This window comes from Stenotrophomonas sp. NPDC077420, from assembly GCF_044543385.1.
Lineage (GTDB): Bacteria > Pseudomonadota > Gammaproteobacteria > Xanthomonadales > Xanthomonadaceae > Stenotrophomonas.
In genome coordinates this window covers 55,146-67,950 of record NZ_JBITVZ010000022.1, presented here as the reverse complement: position 1 = coordinate 67,950, position 12,805 = coordinate 55,146, and the positions used below count along the sequence as shown (strand labels likewise).

The following is a 12,805-nucleotide window of genomic DNA, read 5'->3' as shown; positions in this document are numbered from 1 at the left end:
ACTTGCAACAGTCGGGACCGGCATGGTCGCCATGCCCAGTGCCAGCCCTTTCAATCGAGGTGGCATCGGGATGATTCTCAGCACTGTGATGGGCGACGCAGTCTTCGTCGCCTTGCACCGCGGCAGCCACTTCGCTGGCCTGCGCTTCCATGGCCGGGTTCATACTGATCGACGCAAATGCCGACCACGCGCCGTTAAGCACGAGCATGACGATCAGGAGCAGTCGCAGTAGAAGTGAGGAGGCTGACACGGGCGACATTGTAAATCACTTTAGACAAGGCGCGTGTGTATCGGTCGTGAACAAAATCTCAAGTAGGCCTGAGATGCCGCCACTTGTCAGTCGCACTAGTCACGGCCACTGCAGCTCCCTCCAGGAGCGCCCAATGGGCGGGTTGAGGCGAAGGGTTGCCCATAGGGCTAGCGCTTGTTCGGTTTACTTCTCGGGTGTGGCCTCGATCAGCTTCACCAACTCCCGCTTCTGCTGCTTGCTTAGCGAGCCCCAGCGCAGGAGCAACTTGGCCAGCAGATCATCGTCGGTGTAAAGGAAGGCGGCGGGGATCCCCAACGCTTGGGCCAACCGCTCAGCAGTCTCCAGCTTGGGCTCGTGCTTGCCACGTTCGTACTGGTTGACTCGGGGGCTGGCCACGTAAGGATCCAGACCGGCCCGGATGCCCAACTCCTTCTGCGACAAACCCGTGTGCAGGCGGGCTTGTTGGAGGCGTCGAGCGAAGGTCGGTGTTGAGTCGACGGACAAAGTCACGCGCACCCCCCATGGAAACCCCATAAGGATGGCGGATGTGGGGTTAAGCCGAGATACGTGCAAAAATGCCCCCCAGAATTTTTTTTTCTTCCGTGAAATCATTTGGTTGCCGGATTTTTGTTGGTACCTGAACTGTCGGCGCGATCGGGCCGCAACTGCGCCAGCAACTGCTCCAAGGTGTCCTGGCGCACACCGGCACGCAACGCTTCGGCCTCGGCTTGTTCACGCCGTTCTCGCTCCTTGGCCAAGTCGGCGTGAGCATTGGCCAGCTTGACCCGTGCGCTCTCCAACGCTTGGGCGTCCTGGGTCCAGCGTGCCAGCAAGGCCTGGTACTCCGCAGCCGTAAGCCGCAGCGCGTCCAGCTCCTTCCGCTGGTCGTCCGCAGCTTGCCGCACCTGCGCCAGTTCCCTCTCTAGGCGGCTGTGGCGTTCCAGCCACTGCCCGTTGTCGCGGTTGAGCTGAACCAGTTCGTGGTTCTTGGCGGTCAGCGCCTCGTTGGCCTGGCGCAGCGCGACCTGCAGTTCCTGCACCTGGTGCTCGTGGCGGCGCTGTTCCTGTTCGCGTTGGTCCTTGACCGAGGTGCGGTAGTGCTCCAACGCCTCGCGAGCATGCTGGTGCTTCTGCTCCAGCGACTGGGCATGCGCCTCGTGCTCCGCCAGCCGCGCGGTCAGTCCCGCGATCCGTTCGCCGAGCTGCGCGACCTCGGTGACCCGTTCGGCCAAGGCCTGCTGGGCTGCGGCGTGGGTCGTCTTTTCTTCGCGTAAGGCAGTTTCAATGCGCTGAAGCTGCGCGCTCAGCGTGGACGCCTCCTGCTGGGTGCGTTCCAGCGCCTCGCTACGCTCCTGCAAGTGCGCTTCGAAGCGCTGCCGGGCCTCGGCGATTACAGCCTCGGCCTCCTCGTGTAGGCGACCGGCAAGCCGACCGACCAGGTCCTGTAGCGCGTCGCTGACCGCGACCTTGGCGCCAAGGCCTTGCCCTTCATCTTCTTCCAGCTCCTTCAGGTAGCGGTGAATGGTTGTCTTGGAGCCGGTGTTGCCCAGCGCCACCCGCACCGCGTCCACCGACGGGTGTTTGCCCTGTGCCCGCAGCGCATCGCGGGCCTTCTGGATGTCGCTCTTGTACAAGCCGCCGCGTGCCATCGCACTCTCCGACTATTTCGTAATGTATTACATACCACGTAATTACATACCAATCAAGTTACACTACTCGCCGAGTACGGGTCGTATCTAAAGGCGGGATAATATTGAATTATCCCGCGTAACCAGCGTTTCGGCCATTTCAAGTCGTCAAAACAGTACGAAACCGCCCAAGGCTGGCGATCCCTGGGTAGTTTGGCCCAGAGCGGAAAGGAGGCCAGCCGGGGTGCAAGCAGGCGCCGCCACCGAACTCGTTGGCCATCAAAGGACTGTGCATGCCGATCGAACGTATCGTCATCGACAATTTCAAGTCGTTTCGCCATCTGGACCTGCCCCTCAACGCCCACATGAACCTGGTGGTGGGCGACAACGAGGTCGGTAAGTCCACCCTGCTGGAGGCCATCCACGTGGTGGTCACCGGGCAACTGCATGGGCGCAATCTCGCCTACGAGCTCACGCCCTACCTGTTCCACCAGCCCGCGGTGCAGGAATATCTGGCGACCCTTGCTGCAGGCACGCCGGCTTCGCCGCCACGGATCTCCATCGAAGCCTATCTGGGCGCAGATGTCGCGCTGGCGTCGTTGCGCGGCACCAACAACTCCCTGCGCTTGGATACCGCCGGCATCCGGCTGCTGGTCGAGCTCAACGACGACTACCGCGAGGAGTTCAACGCCTACCTGCAGCAGCACCAGGGTGCGGTCAGCCTGCCGGTGGAGTACTACACGGTGCGCTGGTATTCCTTCGCCAACAATGGCGTCACCGCTCGCAGCATTCCGTTCGATTCGACCATCATCGACACTCACGGCATCAAGACCTTGTCCGGTGCCGATCGCTATATCGCCGGCATCATCGATCAGGCACTGACGCCTGCGCAGCGCGTCTCGCTGTCGTTGAGCTTCCGCCGCATGCGGCAGAGTTTTTCCGAAGAGGCGGACGTGGCGGCCATCAATGCGTACCTGACCGAGCACACCGGGGACATCAGCCACCGGGCGCTGACGGTGGGTGTGGACACATCGCCGCGCTCAACATGGGAAACCAGCTTGTCACCTTACCTGGATGAGCTCCCGTTCACCCAGGCCGGCAAGGGTGAGCAAAGCGCGGTGAAGATGAAGCTGGCGATGCACGCGGCCGGCGCTGCCCACGTGCTGCTGATCGAGGAGCCGGAGAACCATCTGTCCTATTCCAGCATGACCCAGCTGATCGACAAGATTGCGGCCCTCTCCACCGCCCAGCAGGTGATCATCGCCACCCACAGCAGCTTCGTGTTGAATAAGCTGGGCGTGGACAACGTGATCCTGTTCAGCGCGCAGGGCCAGATGAAGCTGGACCAGCTGCCGAGCGATACCCATGACTATTTCATGAAGCTGCCGGGCCACGACACGCTGCGATTGATCCTGGCCAAGCAGGCGATCCTGGTGGAAGGCCCTTCCGACGAGCTGATCGTGCAGCGCGCCTACAGCGACCACCATGGCGTGGCGCCGATGGCTCGCGGCGTAGACATCATTTCGGTCAAGTCGCTGGCATTCAAGCGCTTCTTGCAGATTGCAGATCGGCTGAAAATCCAGGCCAAGGTGATCACCGACAATGATGGCGATATCGCCGTTGTGCAGGAGCGCTATGCCGAACACATCAACGCGATCTATTACGATTCCGACGAAAGCGCCCCATCGCTGGAAGAGCAGCTGATCAAAGCCAACTCGCTGGCCGAACTCAATACCGTGCTGGGCAAGACGTTTGCCGATGAGGTGGCGCTGCTCAAGTACATGAAGGGCCATAAGACCGATACGGCCCTGGCGATCTTCAACAGCCCGCACTCGATCAGGTTCCCGGACTATGTCCAGCGCGCCATCACCTAACCGGGTCCTGCTTTCGGCGGCCGGCTCGGGCAAGACCACCTTGCTGGTCCGGCAGGCCCTGGAGCGGCCTGGGCGTCGCATCGCGATTGTCACCTACACGCTGGAGAATCTAGAAGAGATCCGGCGCTCGTTTGAGGTCCACGCCGGTGCGGTCCCCGTGCATGTCACTTTGCACAGCTGGTATGGCTTCCTGCTGTGCCAGTGCATCCGCCCGTACCAGGCAGCGCTTTGCCCTGAGCCTCGCATCGAGACCATCCTGTTCGTAGAAGGTGTCACCAATAACAGGGCCCCACGCACCCAGGTGGCGCGCCACTACTTGGCAGGCAACCGGATGTATTCGGACCGGGCGGCCGATTTCGCTGTGCGCTGCGATGAGCTCACCCAAGGTCAGGTCATGGCACGCCTGGCGGCCATGTACGACGAGCTCTACATCGACGAAGTTCAGGACCTCGCCGGCTTTGATCTGGATCTGGTCGAGCGGCTGTTGAAGAGCGGCATTGCCATCACGTTGGTGGGTGATACGCGGCAGGCGACGTATGCCACCAACTATGCTCAAAGGCACAGCCAGTATCGTGGACCCAATCTGGCAGCGCTGTTTCAGATTTGGGAGGCGGACGGCTTATGCCAGCTGGATCACCGCCTCATCAGCCTTCGCTGCGTCCAGGCCCTGTGCGATATGGCGGACACGCTCTATCCGCAGATGCCGCGAACCCAATCAGGCAATGGCGAGGTCACCGGGCACGATGGCATCTACCTCGTCGCTCCAGCGGATGTTGAAGCGTACATGCAGGAGTTTGCGCCCACCGTGCTCCGGCATGACCGGCGGCAAGCGTGCGACGGACTACCGGCCGTGAACTTTGGGCAGTGCAAGGGCCGCACCTACAGCCGGGTCCTCATCTTTCCGAACGGCCCGCTGACACAGTACCTGCGCACGGCAGATGCAGCGCGTATCACCGCCCCACCAAAGTACTACGTGGCCTTCACCCGGGCGCGGCAAAGCGTGGCCTTTGTGTATGCCGGCGCGTGCGCGTTGCCGGGTTATCAGCTCTATGCGCCCGCCAACGCAGACGCATAGAGCCACGGGCGATCACATTTTCTTCAAGGGCGCCGCTGTGGGCTGTGGTGGCACCGGACCCGGGTCGTTGAAGCACAGCATGACCTGATCGATGTCAAATTGATCGGCCAGCACGCGGGCGATCACCGCATGCACCAGGTCCAGGTCGACCGAGGGCGCAGCGACGGTGATGGTGGCCGCGATCGCACGACCGCGCTCTTTGGCGGGGACTAGGCGCAGGTCATCCACCGCTTTCACGCCGGGGTCGGTAAACATCGCCGTACGCACTTGTTCCAGCTCGGCTTCATTCATGTTGGCGGTGACTCCAGGGAATGTGATTGTCAGGCGGGATAGGTCTGAATCTTGCAATCAAAAAACACCGGCCTTGCCAGCAAGGTTGGTAGGCGGGGGACAGGCTCCGGCCGATGACGACTGTCGCCAGCGACCGCTGCAACCCTGAGCGCGCATCTTTGAGGCTCCGGTGGGCTTCGGGCGCATTGAAACCAGAAGTCGCCACCACGGACCTACCTCGGGGTATTGCTTCCGGCCGGTAGAAGACCTCCACAAACGTGATCTCGATGCGCCACCTCTCACAGAGCGAGACTGACGACGGGTGGTCCCATCCGCCCTTGCGTCATATTTGTCGCGCTCGCAGTTGTCAAGAATTAGCCTCCATGATTTGGATTGGTTGATCGGATCCTATTTCCTGCGAGGCTTGGACCGAAGCCCCGGTGGTCTGCGTTGCTTAATAGGTTGCTTCAATCTCCACCGGCTCCATTCACTAGTAGATCCTTCAGCTATGAAGGTGACCAGAACCCACTTCAGTAAGGGAGAGAACCCCACCTCAGCATCACGAAGCAGGTTGGCCCAATACCTTCCGACTAGGAAGGAGAATAGACTCATGGCAGTGACAGACGATGCGAACCACGGCCAACTGATGTCACTGACGTTCGCTTGGATGCCTTTCTTGTACATGTAAACTGCAAACACCAGAGCAGCGCACTGCATCGAGATCACAACCGCGGTCGGCGTCGCCCGGGCTCTGTGGAGGGCGGCGGCGAAGAGAGTCTCCGCAAACGAGAAGCCGATCAGCAATAGAGCTGCACTCAGCATCGCTGGACCGAACTCCGCAATTCCGGCGAGTGACAGCACGATTGGAAGGAATGCAAAGGGGAGTGGCTCCAAGCAGAGGGTTGGATAGAATTTCACGAACAGTGGCCATCTCTTTACCGCGACCAGAATGATGTCTTGCATCATCGCAACTACCAATGCAGCAGCCGCACTCGTTAGCGCAATCGACACCGGTATCCAAAACATCATCTCTTCTGATGCCGGCGCGAAGGGCACCATGGCCGCTGCGCCCCAAATCGCTGCGGCCAAGAACGCGCCAATTGGGAGTGCGGCTGGCTTCCACATGGTCATACTCTGATCAGAATACGTGGCCAAATAGTCAGGCGCTCAAGGTCTGCACTGACGGCTCTGCAGCCATGTCTACGCCTCACCGTCATAGGGCCTCCCTTCCCCGGGGGGGGGCATAGGCCTTGATGGCGGTATCAGTCGATACCCAACCCGCGGCAGCGTCTGGATCATCTTTTCCTCAAACGGACCATCAATGCTTCGCCGCAGGCTGGACATCTGTGATCGCAGAAGATCCCCGTCGGGCAGGTCGTCACCCCAGAGAGTGTGCTCAAGCTGCCGCCTGGTCACAGCGGCAGGACTTGCCCGCATCAGCGCTTCAAGGAGCTTCCTGCAAGCTGGGTACAGATGCAGTCGTTTTCCAGCCCGTGTGGCCTCCAACGTACTCAGGTCCAACGTGAGCTCTCCGATCAGCAGCCGCCTCCTTGTTACGCGTCCCTCCGTACGGGAAACCAACGCCTCTAGGCGAACTTCGAGCTCCGGGAGCTCAAAAGGCTTGGTCACATAGTCATCTGCACCGGAGCGGAAAGCGATGATTTTGTCCGAGAGCGCAACCTTTGCAGCCAACATCACAACAGGAACTGAAACACCGTGATTCAACCGCAGCCTTCTCAGAACCTCCGGGCCTTCCATGCGAGGAAGCATCCAATCAAGAATGACTGCGTCGTAACCATTGGACGCCGCAAAGTGAAGGCCGGCGATGCCGTCCCCGATGGTATCAAGCTGATGCCCTCGGGCCTCGAAGTAGGCCAGAATCTTCAAAGCGACTTCTCGATCGCGCTCAATCACTAGAATTCGCATGTCACGACTGACGGAAGCCAAGGAGCCTCAGCGCATTGAATACAACCAACAAGGTTGAACCTTCATGCACTGCCACAGCCGGTCCAATGCCAAGACCTAGGATGGTCGCAGGAACCAACAACGCTACGACGCCCAGGCTCACATACACGTTCTGACGGATCACCCGTTTCGTGCGTCGACTAAGCGCTACAGAGAATGCAACCTGTCTCAAATCCTCAGACATAAGCGCGACGTCGGCAGTCTCCAGCGCTACGTCCGAAGAGGCGGCACCCATTGCAATTCCGACGCTGGCACTAGCCATTGCGGGTGCGTCATTCACACCGTCGCCGACCATTGCCACTCGCTCCGTCTCCTTCAACTGACGTATTGCCTTCACCTTGTCGTCAGGCATGAGATTTCCCCATGCCTCGTTTAGACCCACGTCCGTTGCCACGGCTTGAGCTACAGTCTGGTGGTCGCCAGAGATCATGATCATTCGTTGGATGCCCAAGCGCCTTAGCTTGTCCAGGGCTTCACGCGCCTCTGGCCGGGGCGTATCCATAAGGCCGATGACACCTAGGTCGCGATCACCTAGGCGAACGGCCATCGTGGTTCTGCCGGCGTTACGGAGCTCCTCAATGGCAGACTCCGCACCCGCGGATAGAGCGCCAATGCCGTCGTTACCGAACATTTCTGCCTTTCCTATCCACACGTCAATGCCGTTCACCTTCGCCTGAACGCCTCTTCCAGCGAAGTTAGCGAGGTCTGTCGCTACCATGACCGGTCCATCGCCCAGGCGAGTATTACCATCTCGAACGATAGCTGCGGCCAAAGGGTGGTCACTTAAAGCCTCGACGGCGACGGCAACGTGAAGCAGTTCCTGCTCTGTCGTTCCCTGCATCACTTTGATGTCGGTAATTCGCGGCTTGCCTTCAGTGAGCGTTCCAGTCTTGTCGAACGCGATGGCACGGACCATGCCCAGCTCCTCCAGTGGTGCGCCACCCTTGATGAGTACGCCACCTCGCGCAGCTCGCGCAATTCCCGCTAGAACCGCGCTTGGAGTCGCGATTGCCAGTGCGCAAGGGCTTGCCGCTACAAGTACCGCCATCGCTCGATAGAAGCTGTCGCGGAATGGCTCATCGATCACGATCCATGAGAAAAGTAACAGCACGGCCAAGATCAGAACAGCGGGAACGAATACCCTCTCAAACTTGTCTGTGAAGCGCTGCGTTGGCGATTTCCTGGTTTCGGCTTCGCTCACCATCTTGACGACGCGGGCCAGTGCCGATTCGCCTGATCGACGCGTGACTTCAACCTCCAGGGCGCCGGAGCCATTGATAGTGCCGGCGAAAACACGTGACTCCATTACCACCGAATCAGGTCGATCCCGTGCTAGAGCAGCGTCATTGACTGCCAGCTTATCAACCGGGATGCTTTCCCCGGTGACAGGGGCTTGGTCAACGCTGCTAGCCCCTTTGATAACGAATCCGTCCGCCGGCATCCGGTCATTGGGACGTACGACCACCACATCTCCAGGTATCAACGATTCAACCTGGACTTCCACGACCTGCCCATTCCTCAGCACCCTGGCAGTTTCTGGGGCAAGCTTGGCGAGAGCTTCTATCGCACGTTTAGCCCGGCCCATCGCGTAGTGTTCAAGGGCGTGACCGAGACTGAAGAGGAACAGAAGCAAGGCGCCTTCGGCCCATGCGCCGAGCGCGGCTGCGCCTGCCGCTGCAACCAGCATCAGCGTATCGATCTCAAAGCGCTTCAGCTTGATGTTCCCGATCGCCTCGCCAAGCGTGAACCAGCCGCCAAAGACGTAGGCTGCTACGTAAAACGCTGTGGGGATCCAGGGCGTTTGGGTCAACCCAAGCTTTTCAATCGCAAATCCCACGATCAGGAGCAGGCCGCAAGCAAGTGAGAAGATCAGCTCACTATTGCCACCTAGCGTGCCCCCGTGGGAATGACCGGGGTCCTGTCGGTCCTTGTGATCGTGTCCTTCGTGCTGATCCTTCAAATCTCCCCTCGGACTCGGTGGCTCTTGCGCTACACCCAGCGCCTCAAGCTTCGCTCTCAGCTCCGCCTCGCCTGTCTTGGCTCTCTCGTACTCGATGCTTATGCCACCAGCTGGGCTGGTGGTGGCTTCAATGACGCCTGGTACGGCCTGCACTTGCGCCGCAATTGTCCTTGCCTTTCGTGCGTGAACGGCCGAACCAAGCTCCAAGAAAAGGTGGCCATACCGATCACCCAACTCAATGCCCACGGATGCCGCCACCTCTCGCACTCGCTGAAGCGAGACGATCTCGGGGTCGTAATGAATGCAGAGCGTTCCGAGAGCTTCGTCGCTACCCTCGCGAATGTGCACGCGCGATACTCCCTCCATGTCCTGAAGACCAGCGACCAGCCTCTGGACGCAGCTGTCGTCCCGAGAGACACCTGGGAGTATTACTGGCAGTTCGAGTTCTGTGGTCAGGTTCATTTGTTCCCTCCAACGTCATAAAAATGGAACGGGAAGTCCGGCAGGCAGATGCTCTGCCGGGCCCAAACACTCCATCATTCAGTGGACAGTTTCCGGTTGCCCTTTCGGGCCTGCCTTGGCCAAGCGTCCCGCAAATGTCGGCAGCACAAGAAGTGTTAGCACTGTTGCGGTCAACAGGCCGCCAATGACCACCGTGGCGAGAGGCTTCTGCACCTCAGCACCAGATCCACTCGCAATAGCCATTGGAATGAAGCCAACGATCGCCACCAGCGCGGTGGTCACCACCGCGCGAATTCGGCTGCCGGCACCGTTCATTGCAGCGATCAATGGACTGTCACCTGCATCAAGCCTCTCTCTGATGGCTTGCATGAGCACCAATCCATTCAGGGTCGCAACACCCGATACCGCGATGAATCCGACGGCGGCAGATACCGAGAACGGCATACCACGCACCAGCAACGCGAGAATTCCGCCAACCAGGGCCAGTGGGACGCAGGTGAACACCAGGCCCGCCTCCTTTGCGCTGCCCAATGCCATGAACAGCAGGCTGCCGATCAATAGGAAGACAATCGGAACAACTGTCATGAGTCGCTTTTCAGCCCGCTGCAAGTTCTCGAACTGACCTCCCCACGTCATGTGGGCGCCCGGCGGAAGCTGTACGTCCTTCACCGCCGCCTGGGCCTCTCCAACAAACCCGCCCAAGTCACGACCGCGAACATTTGCCTGCACCACCACACGACGGCTTCCATTGTTTCGACTGATCTGGTTCGGCCCCTCGCTGATCTCAATGCGTGCGACAGAGGAGAGCGGCACGATGCCCCCAGTTGGAGTTGCAATCGGCAGTGACGCGAGCTGATCGGGGTCATTGCGTGCATCGTCGCCGAGGCGCACAACAACATCGAACCGGCGGTCGCCCTCGAAGATCTTGCCTGCCGCAGCGCCGCCAATACCGGTTGAAAGCGCGTCGCTCACGTCCGCTGCCGTGAGGCCATACTGCGCAGCTGCAAGATGATCGATTGCCACATTGAGCGTGGGCAGGCCGGAAATCTGTTCAACACGGACATCCGCTGAGCCCTGGACATTCCTCAGCTTCAGCGCGACCTGATCGGCAACAGCTTGCAGTTGCTCGAAGTTGTCGCCGTAGATCATGACGGCCAGGTCCGTACGCACGCCTGAGATCAGCTCATTGAAGCGCAGCTCGATGGGCTGGCTGAATTCAAAGCTGTTGCCTATCTGCGAGGCGGCGATCTTCTCAAACCTTGCAATCAGATCCTCCTTGCTCAGGGAAGAGTCTGGCCACTCCTTTCTCGGTTTAAGTACGATCACACTGTCGGAGATGTTGGTCGGCATGGGGTCGATAGCTGCTTCTGCAGTACCGGTCCGCGAGAAGACCGTCACAACCTCTGGTTCAGCAGCAATGGCCTTCTCCAGCGCCAATTGCATAGCCAACGATTGCTCAAGCGACGTCGATGGCACACGCAACGCTTGCATAGCGAGATTTCCCTCATCAAGCGTTGGCATGAACTCTCGACCCAGCATCGTAAAGCCGACCACGCCCATCGCGAGCATCAAAATGGCGCCAGCGAACACTGCCTTGGGCCTACGAATCGCCGCTTGGATCGCCGGTTCAATACGGCCGCGCAGGACGCGGATGATGGCAGTCTCATGTTCTTCGTCTTGGTCGCTCTCGTGCCCCTCCTTGTTCGCGTGGAGCTTGGGCTCCCTGACCAACAGGGCAGCCATCGCCGGTACAAAGGTGAACGAGAAGATAAACGCGCCAACGAGGGCGAGCATGAAGGTGGCGGCCATCGGTTGGAACGTCTTGCCCTCCACACCTTCCAGCGTAAGGATCGGTGCGAACACCAACAGGATGATCACCTGGCCGAAGGCTGCAGGGCGCGCCATTTTCCTCGCCGAGTCGGCGGCCACACGCAGTCGCTCCATGGCATTGAGGGGTCGGCCGAGTTCCGCACGCCGCTTGCCAAGCATCAGCAGGGTGGACTCGATCACAATTACCGCGCCATCCACAAGGATGCCGAAGTCCAGCGCACCCAAACTCATGAGGTTGCCGCTGATGCCGAACTTGTTCATGCCGATAACAGCGAACAGGAACGACAGCGGAATGACCAATGCGGTGATGGCTGCCGCACGCAGGTTGCCCAGGAGCAGGAACAGCACAACTACGACCAGCAGGGCACCTTCGGTCAGGTTCTTGGCGACAGTCTTGACAGTGGAGTTAACCAGCACACTACGGTCCAGCACTGGCTCTGCGAAGATATCGGCGGGCAGAGATTCATTGACCTGTGCCAGGCGCTCAGCTGCAGCTTGAGCGACGGTGCGGCTGTTGCCGCCGGCGATCATCAGTGCCGTGCCCAGTACCGCCTCATGACCATTTCGGCTAGCTGCACCAAGCCGTGGGGCGCGCCCCATACCGACCTCGGCAACATCGGCCACCCGGATGACCACACCGTCCTTGGTGGCCACCGGCGACTGAGCCAAGTCGTCGGTCGTCAGGGCAAGGCCGTCTGCCCTAACGACCAGGCCTTCGCCCGCACGCTGGACGAAACCCGCGCCAGCCTGGACGTTGGAGCGTTCCAGTGCTTGGACCAGATCGGCCAGACCCAAGTTGTATGCCGCCAGTCGAGCGCTGTCGGGGTAGATGCCGTATTCCTTGACGTACCCACCCACCGTATCAACACCGGCCAGGCCGGGGCTGGAGCGCATCTGTGGTGCGATGATCCAGTCCTGGACAGTACGCAGGTACGTTGCGCGCTCCTGGGCGGTTCCAAGACGATCGCCCTCTGGTGTCAGGTAGACCTCACCCTCTTGCCAGCCAGCCTGGCCGGGCTTGGCCAGCTTCTTGGGGTCGAATGGCTTGAAGTCCACCGTCCACATGAGAACCTCGCCCAGCCCGGTTGTAACCGGGGAGAGCATGGGGGACACGCCCTCGGGCAGATCTCCGGCAGCCTCCCGCATCCGCTCTGCCACCTGCTGGCGGGCGAAATAGATGTCGGTCTGATCAGTGAAGATCGCGGTGACCTGAGAGAAGCCATTGCGTGATAGGGAGCGAGTGGTGTTCAGACCTGGGATGCCGGCCAAGGCCGTCTCCAGAGGATAGGTGACCTGGCGTTCAATCTGCTCCGGAGTAAGGGCAGGTGCGATGGTATTGATCTGAACCTGGCGGTTGGTGATATCTGGTACAGCATCGACTGGCAGCTTGCTCAGTTGGAACAAGCCAAAGCAGGCAATCGAAGCAGCCAGAAACACCACGAGCCAACGGAACTTGACCGCTGCTTCAATGATGATCTTGAACATGGTGTA

At 60.0% G+C, this 12,805-nt stretch carries 10 protein-coding genes; 2 read left to right on the top strand and 8 right to left on the bottom strand.

Annotation, left to right across the window (positions count from 1 at the left end; genetic code table 11):
• The 3 genes from ACIGII_RS17670 to ACIGII_RS17660 form a co-directional block, all read right to left on the bottom strand.
• The coding region (locus ACIGII_RS17670) for a CopL family metal-binding regulatory protein (RefSeq protein ID WP_399657599.1) at positions 1-259 on the bottom strand (259 nt) is incomplete at its 3' end.
• A 174-nt stretch (positions 260-433) separates the two neighbouring features.
• Positions 434-784, bottom strand: coding sequence for a helix-turn-helix domain-containing protein (locus ACIGII_RS17665; protein WP_049404629.1), 351 nt, complete (start codon positions 782-784; stop codon positions 434-436).
• Positions 785-858: 74 nt separating this feature from the next.
• Positions 859-1,899 (bottom strand): DNA-binding protein, encoded by a 1,041-nt coding sequence (locus ACIGII_RS17660; protein WP_017354988.1) that lies wholly within the window; start codon positions 1,897-1,899, stop codon positions 859-861.
• Between the two features lie 272 nt (positions 1,900-2,171).
• Here ACIGII_RS17660 and ACIGII_RS17655 point away from each other — a divergent pair, with 272 nt between their 5' ends.
• Together ACIGII_RS17655 and ACIGII_RS17650 are read left to right on the top strand one after the other, a co-directional pair.
• Positions 2,172-3,752, top strand: a complete 1,581-nt coding sequence (locus ACIGII_RS17655; protein WP_017354989.1) for an ATP-dependent endonuclease — start codon at positions 2,172-2,174, stop codon at positions 3,750-3,752.
• Complete coding sequence (locus ACIGII_RS17650) at positions 3,730-4,827, top strand: UvrD-helicase domain-containing protein (protein ID WP_017354990.1); 1,098 nt, start codon at positions 3,730-3,732, stop codon at positions 4,825-4,827. Before ACIGII_RS17655 ends, ACIGII_RS17650 begins: the two co-directional genes overlap by 23 nt.
• Positions 4,828-4,839: 12 nt before the next feature.
• Here the strand turns inward: ACIGII_RS17650 and ACIGII_RS17645 are convergent, their stop codons facing one another.
• The 5 genes from ACIGII_RS17645 to ACIGII_RS17625 all read right to left on the bottom strand — a co-directional run bounded on the left by ACIGII_RS17645 (position 4,840) and on the right by ACIGII_RS17625 (position 12,799).
• Complete coding sequence (locus tag ACIGII_RS17645) at positions 4,840-5,118, bottom strand: hypothetical protein (RefSeq protein ID WP_027080079.1); 279 nt, start codon at positions 5,116-5,118, stop codon at positions 4,840-4,842.
• Between the two features lie 387 nt (positions 5,119-5,505).
• Positions 5,506-6,222 carry a hypothetical protein gene (locus ACIGII_RS17640; protein WP_062167464.1) on the bottom strand — a complete coding sequence of 239 codons (717 nt, stop codon included), beginning with the start codon at positions 6,220-6,222 and terminating at the stop codon, positions 5,506-5,508.
• A gap of 75 nt (positions 6,223-6,297) precedes the next feature.
• Positions 6,298-7,023 (bottom strand): response regulator transcription factor, encoded by a 726-nt coding sequence (locus tag ACIGII_RS17635; RefSeq protein ID WP_051176182.1) that lies wholly within the window; start codon positions 7,021-7,023, stop codon positions 6,298-6,300.
• Between the two features lies 1 nt (position 7,024).
• Positions 7,025-9,484 carry a heavy metal translocating P-type ATPase gene (locus ACIGII_RS17630; protein WP_027080080.1) on the bottom strand — a complete coding sequence of 820 codons (2,460 nt, stop codon included), beginning with the start codon at positions 9,482-9,484 and terminating at the stop codon, positions 7,025-7,027.
• Between the two features lie 78 nt (positions 9,485-9,562).
• Complete coding sequence (locus ACIGII_RS17625) at positions 9,563-12,799, bottom strand: efflux RND transporter permease subunit (protein ID WP_027080081.1); 3,237 nt, start codon at positions 12,797-12,799, stop codon at positions 9,563-9,565.
• Between the last annotated feature and the right edge of the window lie 6 nt (positions 12,800-12,805).

What these genes read in the sequence shown, in the direction of transcription:
- ACIGII_RS17665 (WP_049404629.1), bottom strand. Translation starts at nt 784, where the DNA reads ATGGGGTTTCCATGGGGGGTGCGCGTGACTTTGTCCGTCGACTCAACA.
- ACIGII_RS17660 (WP_017354988.1), bottom strand. Translation starts at nt 1,899, where the DNA reads ATGGCACGCGGCGGCTTGTACAAGAGCGACATCCAGAAGGCCCGCGAT.
- ACIGII_RS17655 (WP_017354989.1), top strand. Translation starts at nt 2,172, where the DNA reads ATGCCGATCGAACGTATCGTCATCGACAATTTCAAGTCGTTTCGCCAT.
- ACIGII_RS17650 (WP_017354990.1), top strand. Translation starts at nt 3,730, where the DNA reads ATGTCCAGCGCGCCATCACCTAACCGGGTCCTGCTTTCGGCGGCCGGC.
- ACIGII_RS17645 (WP_027080079.1), bottom strand. Translation starts at nt 5,118, where the DNA reads ATGAATGAAGCCGAGCTGGAACAAGTGCGTACGGCGATGTTTACCGAC.
- ACIGII_RS17640 (WP_062167464.1), bottom strand. Translation starts at nt 6,222, where the DNA reads ATGTGGAAGCCAGCCGCACTCCCAATTGGCGCGTTCTTGGCCGCAGCG.
- ACIGII_RS17635 (WP_051176182.1), bottom strand. Translation starts at nt 7,023, where the DNA reads ATGCGAATTCTAGTGATTGAGCGCGATCGAGAAGTCGCTTTGAAGATT.
- ACIGII_RS17630 (WP_027080080.1), bottom strand. Translation starts at nt 9,484, where the DNA reads ATGAACCTGACCACAGAACTCGAACTGCCAGTAATACTCCCAGGTGTC.
- ACIGII_RS17625 (WP_027080081.1), bottom strand. Translation starts at nt 12,799, where the DNA reads ATGTTCAAGATCATCATTGAAGCAGCGGTCAAGTTCCGTTGGCTCGTG.